Source organism: Paenarthrobacter sp. 10L420, assembly GCF_056395385.1.
The window spans coordinates 300,112-315,515 of the sequence record NZ_JBFTJK010000006.1 but is presented as its reverse complement, the minus strand read 5'-3'; the positions used below and the strand labels follow the sequence as shown (position 1 = coordinate 315,515).

The 15,404-nt window shown below is 63.2% G+C and carries 12 protein-coding genes; 6 read left to right on the top strand and 6 right to left on the bottom strand.

The genetic code is table 11. The features are described 5' to 3' along the window. The 3 genes from AC1DD5_RS12295 to AC1DD5_RS12285 form a co-directional block, all read right to left on the bottom strand. Nucleotides 1-1,308: DUF222 domain-containing protein (locus tag AC1DD5_RS12295; protein ID WP_477521591.1), on the bottom strand; the 1,308-nt coding region annotated here is incomplete at its 3' end. 52 nt (nucleotides 1,309-1,360) lie between these two features. Beyond that, nucleotides 1,361-1,765 (bottom strand): (R)-mandelonitrile lyase, encoded by a 405-nt coding sequence (locus AC1DD5_RS12290; RefSeq protein WP_477521590.1) that lies wholly within the window; start codon nucleotides 1,763-1,765, stop codon nucleotides 1,361-1,363. Between the two features lie 21 nt (nucleotides 1,766-1,786). Then, nucleotides 1,787-2,710 (bottom strand): helix-turn-helix transcriptional regulator, encoded by a 924-nt coding sequence (locus tag AC1DD5_RS12285; protein ID WP_477521589.1) that lies wholly within the window; start codon nucleotides 2,708-2,710, stop codon nucleotides 1,787-1,789. Nucleotides 2,711-2,840: 130 nt separating this feature from the next. Here AC1DD5_RS12285 and AC1DD5_RS12280 point away from each other — a divergent pair, with 130 nt between their 5' ends. After that, nucleotides 2,841-3,884, top strand: coding sequence for an NAD(P)-dependent alcohol dehydrogenase (locus AC1DD5_RS12280; RefSeq protein ID WP_477521588.1), 1,044 nt, complete (start codon nucleotides 2,841-2,843; stop codon nucleotides 3,882-3,884). Nucleotides 3,885-3,955: 71 nt separating this feature from the next. Further along, on the top strand, nucleotides 3,956-6,694 hold the full coding sequence (locus AC1DD5_RS12275) for an ATP-dependent RNA helicase (protein ID WP_477521587.1): 2,739 nt from the start codon (nucleotides 3,956-3,958) through the stop codon (nucleotides 6,692-6,694). A 36-nt stretch (nucleotides 6,695-6,730) separates the two neighbouring features. Here AC1DD5_RS12275 and AC1DD5_RS12270 read toward each other — a convergent pair whose 3' ends face one another. Further along, nucleotides 6,731-8,389 (bottom strand): amidohydrolase, encoded by a 1,659-nt coding sequence (locus AC1DD5_RS12270; protein ID WP_477521586.1) that lies wholly within the window; start codon nucleotides 8,387-8,389, stop codon nucleotides 6,731-6,733. Then, the gene (locus tag AC1DD5_RS12265; protein WP_442005440.1) at nucleotides 8,379-9,836 is read right to left on the bottom strand and encodes an APC family permease; all 1,458 of its coding nucleotides are present in this window, start codon (nucleotides 9,834-9,836) and stop codon (nucleotides 8,379-8,381) included. The genes AC1DD5_RS12270 and AC1DD5_RS12265 overlap by 11 nt, the downstream gene beginning before the upstream one ends. A gap of 155 nt (nucleotides 9,837-9,991) precedes the next feature. On the opposite strand from AC1DD5_RS12265, the gene AC1DD5_RS12260 reads away from it, so the two are divergent. From AC1DD5_RS12260 to AC1DD5_RS12250, 3 genes are all read left to right on the top strand, one after another. Continuing rightward, nucleotides 9,992-10,609 carry a TetR/AcrR family transcriptional regulator C-terminal domain-containing protein gene (locus AC1DD5_RS12260; protein WP_477521585.1) on the top strand — a complete coding sequence of 206 codons (618 nt, stop codon included), beginning with the start codon at nucleotides 9,992-9,994 and terminating at the stop codon, nucleotides 10,607-10,609. Further along, nucleotides 10,606-11,364: a M50 family metallopeptidase gene (locus AC1DD5_RS12255; RefSeq protein WP_477521584.1), complete on the top strand. Its 759-nt coding sequence runs from the start codon at nucleotides 10,606-10,608 to the stop codon at nucleotides 11,362-11,364. Before AC1DD5_RS12260 ends, AC1DD5_RS12255 begins: the two co-directional genes overlap by 4 nt. A gap of 143 nt (nucleotides 11,365-11,507) precedes the next feature. Then, complete coding sequence (locus AC1DD5_RS12250) at nucleotides 11,508-13,592, top strand: elongation factor G-like protein EF-G2 (protein WP_477521583.1); 2,085 nt, start codon at nucleotides 11,508-11,510, stop codon at nucleotides 13,590-13,592. Between the two features lie 4 nt (nucleotides 13,593-13,596). Here the strand turns inward: AC1DD5_RS12250 and AC1DD5_RS12245 are convergent, their stop codons facing one another. Then, the gene (locus AC1DD5_RS12245) at nucleotides 13,597-14,262 is read right to left on the bottom strand and encodes an alpha/beta hydrolase family protein (protein WP_442015515.1); all 666 of its coding nucleotides are present in this window, start codon (nucleotides 14,260-14,262) and stop codon (nucleotides 13,597-13,599) included. A 112-nt stretch (nucleotides 14,263-14,374) separates the two neighbouring features. Here AC1DD5_RS12245 and ligD point away from each other — a divergent pair, with 112 nt between their 5' ends. After that, nucleotides 14,375-15,400, top strand: coding sequence for a non-homologous end-joining DNA ligase (ligD, locus tag AC1DD5_RS12240; protein WP_477521582.1), 1,026 nt, complete (start codon nucleotides 14,375-14,377; stop codon nucleotides 15,398-15,400). The last annotated feature ends 4 nt before the right edge of the window (nucleotides 15,401-15,404 follow it).

Genomic DNA, 15,404 nt, shown 5'->3' with positions numbered 1-15,404 from the left:
TCGGGGGTTGGTGGCGACGTTCATGGCGGTGGTGAGGGTTTCGTATTGTTCGGCGGTGGCGAAGATTTCGATGTGGTGGAGCCCGTGGCGGCGTCGGCGGCGGAAGAACGCGCCTTGGAGTTGGCGGAGAACTTCTTCGGACGGTTCGGGACCGTCTTGGTCGATCGAATCGACCCAGCGTTTGGCCATTTTGGTGACGAAGTCCGGGTCGGATTCAATGGCCGTGGCGGTGAGGGCGTGTTCCATCCGGGTGAGGGTGTCTTCGTCGGTGAGCTGCCGGACATTTTCCAGTGCGCTGCTGATGATGGTCGCGGACCGGGTGGGTATCTGTGTGGTTTCGAGGGCTTGGGCGAGGATTTCGCGGCGGGGCGGGATGTGTTGCCCGGCGATTCCGGTCCGGGGGAGGACCTGGGAGGCCAGGGCGAGGCGGCGGTTGGCTTCGCTTTTGCTGATCCGCAGGCTCGCGCGGAGGAATTCCGCGGCGTTCCGGTAGCCGTCATCGGCCACCGCAGCAGCGTCTGCTGCAGTGACAACTACTGCCGAAGCCACAACACCTGGCCCCGCAGTAGTAGCGGATCCTTCAGGAGCATCGGATCCAGTAACAGCCCCGGCTGAGTCCGAGCCGGTGGTTCCGGGGTTGGTCCAGCCTGTCTGCCATCCCGTGCCGGCGGCGGTTGAGGGCCGTGTCTGCTGGGCTTGGGTGCGGGTCCGTTCCACGGCGTGCGCCGCGATGACCTGCAGGTATTCCACGGTGCGGGCAATCTCCTCCACCCGCCCGGCGAAACCCGCGGCCTCGGTGAACCCGAATACCAGGGCACCGGTTACGGTGAAGGAACGCAGGGATTCCAACGCCTCAACGCTGTCAGCCAGCGCCCCCTCAAGTCCCAGCGCACCCTCAATTCCCTGGGAAACGCTGCGCCCAGGGGAACCGTCAAGTAACAGGGAAACAGGGCGGACCTCAGGGTCCACTCCACCAGGGGCGGCGAAGGGCAGTGGTTCCAAGCCGCGAAGCAGCTCGGCTTCAGGGTCCACTCCACCAGCGGGGGCGAAGAATTGCGGTTCAACGCCGCGAAGCAGCTCGACTTCACAGTCGACGTCATCAGGCTCAGAGAAGGACGGCGCTTCAATGCCGCGAAGCAGCGCAATGGCCCTGAGGTTCTTCAAAATGGCGACTGCCGCCGTCGGGCTTTCACAGCGCGCATCCGCGTTGGCAGATAGGTCATGGCTTGCTCGGGAAACTCCTCGGGGGCGCAACGCGACGCCAGACATCGCTGCCCGACGCGCCAACATCTCCCCAATACTTCCCATGAATAAACCCTCTCATTGGGGTCTGACATTTTAGGAAGCCCGCTAAAAGCCCTCAGCCCGGATAGCCATACTCCGCATCTGTCACTAGCTCGCCCCACGTAGTTTCGGAACCGTCGGTGGCTCCGATGGTTTCCCACATGGCGAGGTGGCTCATGAAATGCTCCGGAGCAGCACCGTGCCAGTGCCATTCGCCCGGCGGGGTGTAGATGGTGTCACCTTGACGGATCACCTTAACCTCGCCTCCGCGTGCCTGAACCAGGCCTACACCGTCCGTCACATGGAGGGTCTGTCCAACCGCGTGGGTGTGCCACGCCGTTCTAGCGCACGGAGCGAAGCGGACAATGTTCACCCGCAATCGGGAGGGCTCGTCTCCCTTGGCGATGACATCGAAATAGACGTCGCCGGTGAAGAGCTCTGACGGTCCCTTGGTGCTGGTGGTTTTGGGGGTAATGTCCATGGTTCCTTTGTCGTTCCGGAATTAGTTGCTGTTCGTCTTGCGGAGCGCATGACCGGATTCAGACGCGTCAGCTTCAGACGCGCCAGGTTCAGACGCGAGCGTGGTTGCACCCCAACTCGCCAGTAACCGCAGGGCATCCTCGGTTCCGGTGCCAGGCTCCGCGTTGTAGATGGTCATGGTCAGGCCGTCGTCGGCGGAGAGCTCAAACGCCTCGTAGAGAGTGTGCAGGTCCCCGACGATCGGATGGTGAAACTGCTTTTTCCCGGTGTAATGCTGCCGGACGTTGTGGGACGCCCAGCGCATACGGAATTCCTCGCTGCGGGTGGACAGCTCACCTACGAGGTCAGTGAGGCCACGGTCGTAAGGGTCTCGCCCAGCCTCGGTACGCATGATGGCCACAGTGTCATTGGCAGCGCGTTCCCAATCGGTGTAGAAGTCATGGCTGCGGGGATCGAGGAAGAGGAAACGGGCAAGGTTGGGCGGCCCGGAAGGGGTGTCGTAGCTGTCCGCGTACAGTGCCCTGCCCAAAGCGTTGGTAGCGAGGATATCGAGCCGGCCATTGCGGACGAAGGCCGGCGCATGCGCGATCGCGTCCAACGTGAGTTGGACACCCTGTCGGATGGACTGCTTCCGAACCGGACGACGCCGCAACCGACCGCCGTCGTTGGCCGCACGGGCGAGGTCGAAGAGGTGTGCCCGTTCGGCGTCGTCCAGTTGCAGGGCGTTGGCCAGTGCTTCGAGGACGCTCTCCGAGACGCCTGAGAGATTCCCCCGCTCCAAACGGGTGTAGTACTCAACACTGACGCCTGCAAGCATGGCAACTTCGCCGCGGCGGAGCCCAAGGACGCGCCGATTGCCGCCATAGGCGGCCAGCCCAGCTTGCTCGGGGGTGATCTTCGCTCTTCGGGTAGAGAGGAAATCGCGCGTCTCGGTCCTGTTGTCCATGGTTCCAACGGTATGGCTTTTGGCCCTCCAAGGGAGTCCCTGTCATTACCCCTAACAGCAGTAACTCCTTGCATTTTGGAAAAGAGGGTTAGATGGAAGCATCCACTAATCTTCATCACGCAGGAGAAACATGCCTTCCGCTAACGCTTATGCTTCACCTTCGGCCACGGGCGACCTCACCCTGACCACCATCGAACGTCGCGAAGTTGGACCTCACGACGTCCACATTGACATCAAATTCGCCGGTATCTGCCACTCTGATATCCACACTGTCCGGGGCGATTGGGGTCCCCAGCAGTACCCGCTCGTCCCCGGCCACGAGATTGCCGGCATCGTTACCGAAGTCGGTCCGGAGGTCACCAAGCACAAAGTGGGCGACCGCGTAGGTGTTGGCTGCATGGTCAACTCCTGTAAAGAGTGCAGGAACTGCCTGGCGGGCGAGGAACAGTATTGCCTCAACGGCAACGTGGGCACCTATGGCGCGGTCGACCGTGATGGCACCATTACCCAGGGCGGATACTCCAGGAACGTCGTCGTGAACGAGGACTTTGTCGTCACCATCCCTGAAGCGCTGGACCTCGACGTCGCCGCACCGCTTCTGTGCGCAGGCATCACGACGTTCTCCCCGCTGCATCACTGGGACGCCGGTCCTGGCAAGAAGGTCGCGATCGTGGGCTTGGGCGGCCTGGGACACATGGGCGTCAAGATTGCCCACGCCATGGGTGCCGAGGTGACGGTCCTCTCGCAGTCCCTGAAGAAGATGGAAGACGGCCTGAAGCTGGGCGCAGACCACTACTACGCCACCAGTGATCCGGCCACGTTTGAGCAGCTGGCAGGGACGTTTGACCTCATCATCAACACGGTCAGCGCGTCCATCGACATCAGCGCCTACCTGCAACTGCTGAGCCTTGACGGAACCCTGGTGAACGTTGGCGCGCCGGCCGAGCCGTTGCCCGTGAATGCTTTCGCCCTCATTGGTGGGCGCCGCAGGTTCGCCGGCTCCATGATTGGCGGAATCCGCGAAACACAGGAGATGCTGGACTTCTGCGCCGAGCACGGGCTCGGCGCCGAGATCGAGGTCATTCCCGCCAGCAAGATCAACGAGGCCTATGAGCGCGTGCTCGCCTCTGATGTGCGTTATCGCTTCGTGATTGACACGTCCACCATTGGCTAGCACACCGACCCAAGAGCAACAACGTTGAAGGGGCCACGCCTCCTCGCAGCCGTCAGGTTCACCGAGGAGGCGTGGCCTTTTCAACGCCGGCCAGCAGGGACAATGGTGTGGTGACTTTCAGACTGGACACCATCGGCGCAGGACTGGTTTTCGCTGATTCGTTGGGAAGGCTCGCCGCCGCTTTGGAGAGCCAGGGCGACGGCGGAACGGTGGTCGTCCAGGCACCGCCCGGGACGGGAAAGACCACCCTGGTTCCTCCACTGCTGGCCAATCTCGTGGGGGAGAGGCACCCCGGCCAGCCGCGCGTCGTCGTCACCCAACCGCGCAGGGTGGCCGCGCGTTCAGCGGCCCGCCGTCTTGCCTCACTCGACGGCAGCCGTCTGGGCGGTCGGGTGGGTTATACAGTCCGCGGCGAAAGCATCGCTGGTTCGGACACTGTGGTGGAGTTCGTCACTCCCGGCATTCTCCTGCGGCGCCTCCTGGCTGATCCCGGACTCGAGGGAACGCAAGCGGTGATCCTGGATGAGGTCCACGAGCGTGGACTCGAAACCGACCTGCTCGTGGGCATGCTCGCGGAAGTCCAGGAACTCCGTGGCGACCTCACACTGGTGGCCATGTCGGCGACCGTTGACGCCACGCGTTTCGCCGCCCTGCTGGGGCGAAGCGGGACGGGGCGAAGCGGGGCGGGGCGAACCGGCTTGGGGGAGGCCGACGACGGCACGCCGGCTCCCGTCGTCGACTGTCCTTCCGTGCTCCATGCCCTGGAGGTCGACTGGATTCCTGCCTCAGGTCCGCGCCTGGACGAGCGCGGCGTTGCCTACAGCTTCCTCAATCATGTTGCCGCAACAACGGTGGCCGCGCATGAGCAGGCCCTCATACATGACCCCGACGTTGACGCGCTGGTCTTCCTCCCGGGCGTGCGTGAAGTGTCCGACGTCGCCAGCCGGCTCCGCGGGCTGGTCCGGGCCGACGTCGAGGTACTTGAGCTGCACGGCCAGATCGGTGCGGACGCCCAGGACCGTGCGGTTTCAGGCCGGGAACCCGGCGGCCCTCCTCGAATTATTGTGTCAACGGCGTTGGCCGAGTCCTCACTCACGGTGCCGGGCGTCCGGCTCGTCATTGATTCCGGCCTGTCACGTGAACCGCGTCGCGACGCCGGCAGGGGCATGTCCGGGCTGGTGACAGTCTCCTGCTCAAAGGCGTCTGCCGAGCAGCGGGCCGGCCGCGCAGCGCGTCAAGGACCAGGCAGGGTGGTCCGTTGCTACGACCAGCAGGCCTTCGCCGCCGCGCCAGCGCATCAAACCCCTGAGATTTCGGTGGCCGACCTCACCAGCGCCGCCCTGGTGCTGGCTTGCTGGGGAGCACCAGAAGGCCGTGGGCTTGCACTGCCGGACGCACCACCACGTGCGGCTATGGAGGACGCCGTCGAGGTCCTTCGGGAACTCGGTGCCGTGACCGCGGAAGGAACTGTCACGGACGTGGGCAGGACGCTCGCGAAGATCCCGGCAGACCCTCGGCTTGCCCGGGCGCTGCTGGACGGTTCTGCGCTGGTTGGCCGTCGCCTTGCCGCTGAAACGGTGGCACTGGTAGCCGGTGATCAACGTGCGCCGGGTGCTGACCTCACAAAACTGTTGGCGTCAGTTCGTTCCGGATCAGACCCGGCAGCCCGACGATTTGCCGAAGACGTCAAACGGATGGAATCGATCGCGCGCCAGGAAACTTTCGGCATCGCCTATCAACAAGGCATTGATGAACGACAGGCACTGGACGTTTCAGCGAGGGAGGCGCCCGGGTTCGTCGTGGCGTTGGCCTTCCCGGACCGTATTGCCAGGCGGGTTCCCGGCCAAGGGGCACCAACGTATCTGCTGACCTCGGGCACCAGAGCTGGTCTGCCTGCGGGTAGCTCGTTGTCCGGGCATGACTGGTTGGCCGTGGCGGAGGTTTCCCGCGCCCAAGGCAGGGACGCGGCGGGAACGGGAGCCGTGATCCGATCAGCGGCGCCCTTGTCCGCAGAGCTGGCGGCCGCCGCGGCGCCGGAGCTCCTGATCGAGGAGGTAACTGCACGTTTCGCCCAAGGGCGCGTGACCGCCAGGCTTGAGCGGAAGTTGGGAGCCCTTGTGCTGTCCTCGACGCCCGTGCGCCCCAGCGTAGAGCAGGGCCGCCAGGCTGTTGCGGTTGCACTGGAAAAGGCAGGACTCTCGATGATCGGGTGGTCCGCTGCGGCGGATGCGCTGCGCCGGCGTCTGGCTCTGTTGCACCGGGAGCTGGGCGATCCGTGGCCCGATGTCAGCGAATCCGCGTTGTTGGCAAGCTTGGATGACTGGCTTGCCCCGGAGCTCGAATCCATGTCCACCGGCACCCCGGCCACCGCCATTGACCTCAGCGATCCACTTCGGCGCCTGCTCCCGTGGCCCGAGGCTTCCAACTTGGACGGCCTGGTGCCCGAGCGTCTTCAGGTGCCCAGTGGCTCGAGGGTGCGAATCGAGTACCCGGAGGTCTCTGAGGGCTTTGACGGCTCCGATCGAAAGAATGCGGAGCACGACGGCGGCAGCCCGGTTGTGGCGGTCAAGCTGCAGGAGTGTTTCGGCTGGGACAGCACGCCTCGCCTTGTTGGCGGAAGGGTGCCGGTGCTTTTCCACCTTTTGTCTCCCGCAGGCAAGCCGTTGGCGGTGACAGGTGATCTCGCATCGTTTTGGTCCGGGCCCTACGCCCAGGTTCGGGCAGAGATGCGTGGGCGCTACCCCAGGCATCCCTGGCCCGAAGATCCGTGGACGGCACTAGCCACGGCCAAAACCAAGAACCGCATGTAGCCCGCCCCATCAAAAGGGCTGGCCCGATCAACAATGCTAGGCAAGCCTTTCCAGCATGAACTGGATCTCGCCGTCCACGAACGTACCTACCACGCTGCTGGCGGCAAACTCGTCCGGGGCGGTGGTCAGTGGATCGCGCTCGAACGCGGTGAAGTCGGCGCGTTTACCCACCGTGATCGAGCCCGAAACGTCCCACAGTCCCGCAGCGCGTGCGGCGTGCGAGGTGTAGCCCTCAAGCGCCTGGAGTGCGGTGAGTGCCTGGGAAGGTGCGATGGGTTCCTGTTCCGGATGTCCGGAACGGCGCCGCAACTGGGCGTCTGCAATGATCGGCAAGGGTTCGTACGGAGCGATCGGCCAGTCGGAGCCGATACCCACGGTAACTCCAGCCTCGCGGAGGTCCCTGCAACGCCATGCGCGGTCGGCACGGACCTTGCCAAGCCTGGTGGACCAATTGTCACTGTGGTCCGCCAGGGAATAGTGCGTGCAGTGCGTGGGCTGCATGCTCGCCACCACTTCGGCGTGCTGGAAGCGCTCCACCAGCTGGTCGGGCACCGTCTCGATGTGTTCAATCCTGTGAACCGTCTGGCGGAGCACGTCCGGGGGCACAACACCGCGGAGCGACTCCAAGGCGTCCAGCACATGTTCCACGCCGGCATCGCCAATGGCGTGGGTCGCCGTCGGGATGCCGCGGGAGGCAAAGTAGCGAACCGCTGCTGTGTATTCTTCCGGCCGTGGCCAGAATGGCACCGTGGATCGGCCGTACAGGTCCGGCTCGTAAAGCCACGCGGTCCCGTTGTCCACGGTTCCGTCAACGAACAGTTTGATGGCCTCGACGGACCAGCGGCGTCCGCCGGTGCCTATGGTGTGGGCAAGTCCCTTCCACTCAGCCTCGCCAGTGCCCGGCATGCACCATGGCGCACTCCGCAGCCGCAGGGGCAGCTCGCCGTCGGCTTCCAAAGCCTGAAAAAGGGCGGCCGACTGCTCGTCGTGGTCCATGACGTGCCCGCCGGTCAGGCCGGACCGGGCGAAGTCCCGGAGCAAGTTGCCCAGGCGGGTCTTCCGTTCCTCAAACGATTCCTTGGGAATGTGACGCTGCACCAGTTCAATGGCCGCCGCTTCCAGGAGCATCCCGGTGGGGACGCCGTCGCCATCGCAGACCACCTCGGCGCTCTGGTCAAATTCAACACGCCCATGGATCCCAGCCAGTTCCATGGCCCGGCTGTTCGCCAACGCCGAATGGCCGTCGAACAACCGGATCATGGCTGGCCGGTCTCCGGAGACTTCGTCGATCACACTCCGGTGCAGGGGTACTGGGCCAAACGCGTTCGGATTCAGGCCCCAGGCACGCAGCCAGCCGCCGTCGTATTGTGATGCGGAGCTTGCTGATTCTGCCTGCAGCAGCGCCTGTACTTCAGCCAAAGTGGATGCGCCGGACAGATCGCAGCCAATGGTCAGGTCCAGGCCAAACACGGGGTGGATGTGGCAATCAACCAGGCCTGGCGTCAGCGTGGCACTGCCAAGATCCACTATTCGCGTGCCCGGCTGACGCCACTGCTGCGCGTCCTCCCGGGATCCGACGGCGGCGATCAAACCGTCACTGACGGCGACGGCCTGAATAGGCGGCCGGGCGCTGTTAGCCAGGCTGTCATCGAGGGTGTGGATGGTGTCAGCAAGCACGATGAGGTCAGGAGTCATGGGTTTCGAAGCTTCCAATCCGGGCAAAGATGGCGGGGCGGGCGGTGCGCAATCTGCGGGCGATCAGCAGACCGGCCAGGAAAACAAGGGGCGTCACCAGCATGAGAACGGTGTTGGTGAGGGCATCGGCGAACGTCAGGAGTTCGATGTTGATGGCGATCAACGCAACCACGCCAAACAGCAGGATGGCTGACGCAATGCTCAAGGGAATGAGTAGCCTGTTGGTCACGGCGTCAGGGTTGCGCCGCAGGTAGATGAAAGCTGCCACGGAAACCAGTCCCTGCAAGGCGACAATGCCGAAGATGCCGGGAGTGTTGACCCAGATCAGCAGCTGTTTGTAGGGATCGGCGCCGGCGATGGCGCAAATGATGATGACGACGGCGGCGAGGGCTGTCTGGATTTGCCCGGCGCGATGCGGGGACTTGTACTTCGGGTGGGTCCTGCCGAGGAATGCAGGCAGGACGCCGTCTTTGGCGAGCATGTAAACGTAGCGATTGATGGCATTGTGGAACGCGAGCTGGGAGGCATACACGCTGGTCACGATCAGTACGTACATGACAACTTCTGCCCAAGGACCCACGTAATGGTTGATCGTGGCGAAGAACATGCCGTCCGCCAATTCACCGGCGGCAGCCATCACGTCGCCATCTCCATAGGCCTGGATGACTGTCCACACGATGAAGGCGTAGAACACGGACATGAAGCCAACGGCAATGTAGGTTGCCCGCGGCACGGACTTGTCAGGGTTGCGGGCCTCACGCCGGTACAGCACCGTGGATTCAAAGCCCATGAAGGCGGCGAAGCAGATAGCAAGGATGGCAAGGACGCCAGGGGTGAAGGCATGCTCGGGGGAGAAGGAGGCAACGCTGATGCCTTGTGCGCCGCCGTTCGCCAGAATGCCGGCGCCCATGACGGCAAGTATGGCGGTCTCGGCAATGAGCAGTACGCCCAGGACCTTGGCCCCAACGTCGATGCCCCGATAACCAAGGAACCAGACGGCGGCCACGGCTGCCAGCGCTACCGCCGGCCATGGAACGTCCAGGCCGAAGAGTGTCCGGAGCATGGCCTGGGTCTGGACTGCAAAGAGTCCATAAACGCCGATCTGCAGGCAGTTATAAGAGACGATGGCGAGAATGGCCGAGGCCAGCCCCACCGTTTTTCCCATGGCCAGTGTGATGTAGGTGTAGAAGCCGCCGGCTGCTTTGACGTGCTTGGTCATGGCCATGAAGGCCACGGCGAAGATCAACAGAACGGCGCCGGCGATGACGTAGCCCATGGGGGCGCCAATGCCCCCGATGCCAATGGCCACAGGTGCCACGCCGGCCATTACGGTCAAGGGGGCTGCTGCGGAGATCACCAGGAAGGCAATGCCGCCGGTGCCGATGGCATTCTTCTTGAGCCCGTTTCCAGCATCCGCTGCAGGAGGGCGGGTTTCGATTTCAGACATGGTGTCCTCGGAGGTCTAATGCGGGGAGATTCAGGGGAGGAGCCGATCGATAAGCGAAAGGCTTTCGTTTATCGTAAGGCCTTGTGATGGGGCGCACAATACCTTTGCCCAAACTTCTGGCTAGAGTCGTAACAACACTTTGATTGGAGAACCCAATGCCACGCCCGCTGGTTCCGCTGATTTCCATCGACGCACTCGTCACGGCCGCCTTGGAGCTGGTAGACGAGGCCGGCGACTTCAGTCTGCCCAAACTGGCCAAGAGGATCGGCGTCAGCCAATCGTCCATCTACAATCACGTCAGCGGCCGGGAAGAAATATTGGAGCTCATGCGCGGACGCATCATCGCCCAGAGCCCTTACACCCTCCACGACGGGCAGGACTGGGAGGATGCCCTCAGGGTCATCGTCCGAAGCTACCGCGACGCGTTCGCCCGGCACCCTCGCCTGGCGCCCCTGCTCGTCTTGCAAACAGTTCAGGACGATCAGGTGCTGGCTCTCTACGAGAATCTGGCCGTCGCCCTGGAAAAGGCCGGTTTCCAGGGACAGGATGTGGTTTCGGCGATCTCCACCATCGACAGTTTTGCCTTGGGATTTGCGTTGGACCTGGCAGCTCCCGACGTCGTCTGGGCACCTCCGGTTCACGGCTACCCGACCCTTACCCAGGCGTTGACGCACGCCGGCCCGCCGGACCAGCGTGGTGAAGCGGCCTTCGATTTCGGTTTGGAGATCCTGGTAGCGGGACTTCGTTCACGCCTCAAATCCTCGGTGCTGTGAACGGGGCTGTGAACCCTGCTGTGAACTTGCTGCAAACCTGGTGGGCGGCTGTGGTCCGTGGCTTCACCGACGTCCAGACTACTGTCGTGCCCCTGCCAGCGTTGTTGGCGATTCTCGCTGGAGCCACCATTCTGAGCATCCCTCGAGCCACGTGGCGATGGTTCGGTCTCTACGTGACATTCGTCCATGAGCTTGGCCACGCATATGCCGCCCTCATGACGGGGCGATTTGTCCACAGTCTTCGCATCGGACTGGATCATTCGGGTCGCCTCGTCAGCAGCGGCCGGAGCCCTTTCGGCGCAGCCTGGTCAGGGTTCTGGGGTTATCCCGCCCCGGCAGTCGTGGGACTTGCCTTAATTGCTGCGTTCGCCGCGGGCCGATCAGGAACCGCGATGTCTGTGGGTGCCCTCATCCTGCTGGTCTCCCTGATTTTCCTGCGCAACCTGACAGGGATCCTCGTGGCGGTGGTCAGCGCAGCTATCGCCCAGCTTTTGCTCCTCTTCGGATCGCCCACCATCGTCAACTACATTGTGCTGGCCCTGGGGATCGCCCTGTCAGTGGGTGCCGTGCGGGACCTCTTCAAGCTCGCCGGCGTCCATACACGGCGCCGGGACCGGCTCGCAGCGTCGGACGCCTACATCCTTGGCCGAACCACGGGTGTCCCGTCCTTCCTGTGGCTGACAGGATTCTCCGTGGTCATCACAGGGAGCACTGTCACCTCAGCATGGTTGTTGTGGGAGATGGTCGCGGCCTAGAACCCCTTGGCCACTTCGCGCTGGCTCTTCGTCCGCGGCTGGGTCTTGCCCTGTGGTCGCCTCAGGGTGTCCAATCCTCTTACACGTTCGAACCTTTCGACGCGTTCGAACTCCGAGCTTGGATACGACACCAGGAGGTGCTCATGTCCGCGAAGGGCACACGGGAGACGGCCAAGGCGGCCGGACCCGGCACACCCGAGTCCCGGCGAAGCGAGAACGGAACGGCTCTGGCGGCAAGTGATCCTGCCAAGATACGCAACGTGGCACTCGTAGGGCATTCAGGTGCAGGGAAGTCGATGCTCGTTGAGGCGCTGTTGGCTGCCACCGGTGCCATCACCCGGATGGGTTCCATCACTGAGGGAACAACTGTCAGCGATTCAGACCCTTCAGCCATCCATCAGCAGAGGTCCGTCACCATGTCCGTGGCCCCGATCCTGGTGGGCGAGGTCAAAGTGAACCTGATCGACACTCCGGGGTACACGGATTTCACGGGGGAATTACGAGCAGGGTTGAGGGCCGCCGATGCGGCCCTCTTTGTCGTCTCCGCCGTGGATGGCATCGACGGCGCCACCATCGCCTTGTGGGGTGAATGCGAGAAGATCCGCATGCCGCGGGCTGTAGTAGTCAGCCGCCTGGACCACCCCCGCGCGGACTTCAGCGCCGCCGTCGTACGTTGCCAGGAAGCCTTCGGTGAGTCTGTCCTTCCGCTGTATCTGCCCTCTGGCGGAGGGCTGGCAGGGGTGCTCGAGGGGAACAACGATGATCCCGTCGTGGAGGAAGCCCGCGGCCCTTTGATTGAAGGGATCATTGCCGAAAGCGAAGACGAGACCTTGATGGACCGCTATCTGGGCGGTGAAGAGTTGCCCTTGGAAGACCTCATCAAGGACCTGGAGACGGCTGTGGCCAGGGGCTCCTTCTTCCCTGTGATGGCTACTTCGGCGGAGACGGGTTTGGGGCTTCCCGAGCTCATGGCACTGATGATCGATGCTTTGCCTTCGCCGCTGGAACGCACCGCGCCCCCAGTGATGAAACTCGATGGTTCATCCTTGAAACCACTGGAATGCGACCCCGCAGGACGCCTCGCTGCCGAGGTAGTGCGGACTACCGTGGATCCGTTCCTGGGCCGCGTCTGCCTGGTCCGTGTTTTTTCCGGCACCCTCGGTGAAGATTCAGCCATCCACATCGGCGGCAGGGGATTGGCGGACAGGGGCCACGAGGACCACGACAGCGATGAACGCGTCACGCATCTGTACTCGCCCGTCGGATCAAGCCTGAAGGCTGTTTCGCAGTGCGTCGCCGGTGACATTTGCGCTATCAGCAAGCTGGCAAACGCGGAAACCGGGGACACTGTCTCGGACAAGGACGCCCCACTGTTGATCGAAACCTGGAACATGCCTGAGCCGCTGATGCCCATCGCGATCGAAGGAGTGTCCCGCAGCGACGAGGACGCGCTGGCCAAGAGCATCGGTAAGGTAGTCGCCGCAGATCCGACGCTTCGGGTGGAACGCAACCAGGACACGCACCAGTTGATTCTTTGGTGCATGGGTGAGGCGCATGCCGAAGTGATATTGGACAGGCTGCGCAACCAGGGCGTCAAGCTTCAAACTGTGGAGGTCATCACGCCGCTGCGTGAGACCTTCGCCAGCAAGGCCGCAGGGCACGGCCGGCATGTCAAGCAATCAGGCGGACACGGACAGTTCGCCATCTGCGACATCGAAGTTGAGCCGTTGGCGCGCGGGGAGGGGTTTGAATTCGCTGACAAGACGGTGGGCGGTGTTATTCCCGGAACGTTCGTCACTTCCGTGGAGAAGGGCGTGCGCTCCCAGATGCTCAAGGGCGTTTCCGCTGGGTTCCCCGTGGTGGATATCAAGGTCACCTTGGTGGGCGGAAAAACGCACAGCGTGGATTCCTCAGATGCAGCCTTCCAGGCAGCCGGTGCATTGGCGCTTCGAGAAGCCGCGTCAACGGCCAGGATCCAGCTGCTGGAACCCGTGTCCGCCGTGGTGGTCAGCGTCCCGGACGAACACGTGGGGGCGGTGATGAGTGATTTGTCGGGTCGGAGGGGACGGGTGACCGGAACTACGGCAGCCAATGGCGAAGGTACTGAGATCACCGCAGAAGTCCCCGACCAGGAGCTTCTGCGCTACGCCGTTGAACTTCGGGCGCTCACGGCGGGTACGGGGCGCTTCCGGCGATCGTATCTGCGCCACGAACCGGTGCCGAAGTAGTTCCTCAACTGTTTTCCCTCATGAACCCCGCTACCGCGGGTGCAAGCGAGGCACCTATCTCAGCGGCACTGCGCTTGAGGCCCTTGACCACAAACGAATGGTCGGCATTTTCGCTCCACTGGAAAGTCGCCGTCGGGCCTATCCTGGCCACTACCGACTCCAGAAGTTCCGGCGTCGCGAAGGTATCGCGAGTGCCTTGGAGGAAGAGCATGGGCACCGTTATCCCATAGAGGTGTTCATCGCGGAGCTTCTCCGGTTTGCCCGGTGCGTGGAGGGGATAACCGAGGTACACCAGGCCAGCCGCGGGCATTCCCTCAGCCACGGCCATGGATGCCATCCGACCCCCAAAGGATTTTCCGCCGGCCCACAACGGTTCATCGCCTGCGAGATCCGCGGCCTTTTCCATGACGGCCCGCCACGTGGCAATCGCTGCGGGCGGACGGTCGGGGAAACGGCGTCCGGCTTCCCGATACGGAAAATTGAAGCGCAGCGTACTGACGCCTTCCTCCGCCATCGCTTCGGCAAATCCCTGCAGGAAGGGGTGTTCCTTGCCGGCTCCGGCACCGTGAGCAACTACGAGGGTCGCGAACGACTTCTCCGGACGGACGTGGATTGCCGATACCTTGGTATCTCCCACGGCAACAGTCAGGGCGGTTTCAGTGTTTGGCATGTATCCATCATGGTGCAGTTTTGCCTTGGGGCCGCCAGACACTACTTCACGCCGCCGAAAAAAGGAACGCAGGATGCTGACGTGAACGCCCTTGACGGGGTAGCTTGTGGCCATGGCGAGCGAATCAGCAACAGTCTCCGTGCCCGGTCCCGAGGGCCCCCGCGAAGTCCGGATTTCAAGTCCAAGCCGCGTCATGTGGCCCGAGGCCGGACTGACGAAACTGGACCTGGCCAACTACCTGGTGGATGTGGGCGATGCTTTTGTGGCGGCCAACGGCAACCGGCCCGTCAGTCTCCAGCGTTACTCCGGCAACATCGAGGGCGAGATGTTCTTCTCCAAGAACCCTCCCAAGGGTGCGCCGGAGTATGTCCGCTCGGTCATGGTGACCTATCCGAGCGCCCGGACCCATCCGCAGTTGGTAATCGACGAACCTGCGGCCGCGGTGTGGGCAGCGCAAATGAACACGGTCGTCTTCCACCCGTGGGCTTCCCGTGCCAACGATCCCGACAATCCCGACCAGCTGCGTATCGACCTCGATCCGCAGCCGGGAACGGACTTTGATGACGCCATACCGGCCGCGCAGGAACTCCGCGCGTTGTTGGACGAAGCCGGGCTGACGGCCTTCATCAAGACCTCGGGCAACCGGGGACTGCATGTGTATGCGCCCATCCACCCCAAGCATGAATTCCTGGAAGTGCGCCACGCGGTGATCGCTGCGGGCCGGGAGTTGGAGCGACGGATGCCCGAAAAGGTCACCACGGCATGGTGGAAAGAAGAACGCGGGACCAGGATCTTCGTGGACTTCAACCAGGCCAACCGGGACCGGACGATTGCCGGTGCGTACAGTCCGCGTGCCGTGCCGAATGCACAGGTATCGTGCCCGTTGGCGTGGGAAGAGCTGGAAAATGCAGATCCGGCCAAATACACCATCAGCACAGTTCCGGACCGGTTGAAGACGACAGGCGACCCTTGGGCCACCATGCATGAGAAGCCCGGGGACATCGACGTCCTTCTGCAATGGTGGGAGCGCGACGTCAAGAACGGCCAGGGCGAGATGCCCTTCCCACCGGAATTTCCCAAGATGCCGGGCGAGCCGATGCGGGTACAGCCCAGCCGCGCTCGGAAACAGGAGGAGTAACCGC

Excerpts from the sequence above, each read along its gene's own strand:
- AC1DD5_RS12290 (WP_477521590.1), bottom strand. The coding sequence starts at position 1,765 with ATGGACATTACCCCCAAAACCACCAGCACCAAGGGACCGTCAGAGCTC.
- AC1DD5_RS12285 (WP_477521589.1), bottom strand. The coding sequence starts at position 2,710 with ATGGACAACAGGACCGAGACGCGCGATTTCCTCTCTACCCGAAGAGCG.
- AC1DD5_RS12280 (WP_477521588.1), top strand. The coding sequence starts at position 2,841 with ATGCCTTCCGCTAACGCTTATGCTTCACCTTCGGCCACGGGCGACCTC.
- AC1DD5_RS12270 (WP_477521586.1), bottom strand. The coding sequence starts at position 8,389 with ATGACTCCTGACCTCATCGTGCTTGCTGACACCATCCACACCCTCGAT.
- AC1DD5_RS12265 (WP_442005440.1), bottom strand. The coding sequence starts at position 9,836 with ATGTCTGAAATCGAAACCCGCCCTCCTGCAGCGGATGCTGGAAACGGG.
- AC1DD5_RS12260 (WP_477521585.1), top strand. The coding sequence starts at position 9,992 with ATGCCACGCCCGCTGGTTCCGCTGATTTCCATCGACGCACTCGTCACG.
- AC1DD5_RS12250 (WP_477521583.1), top strand. The coding sequence starts at position 11,508 with ATGTCCGCGAAGGGCACACGGGAGACGGCCAAGGCGGCCGGACCCGGC.
- AC1DD5_RS12245 (WP_442015515.1), bottom strand. The coding sequence starts at position 14,262 with ATGCCAAACACTGAAACCGCCCTGACTGTTGCCGTGGGAGATACCAAG.
- ligD (WP_477521582.1), top strand. The coding sequence starts at position 14,375 with ATGGCGAGCGAATCAGCAACAGTCTCCGTGCCCGGTCCCGAGGGCCCC.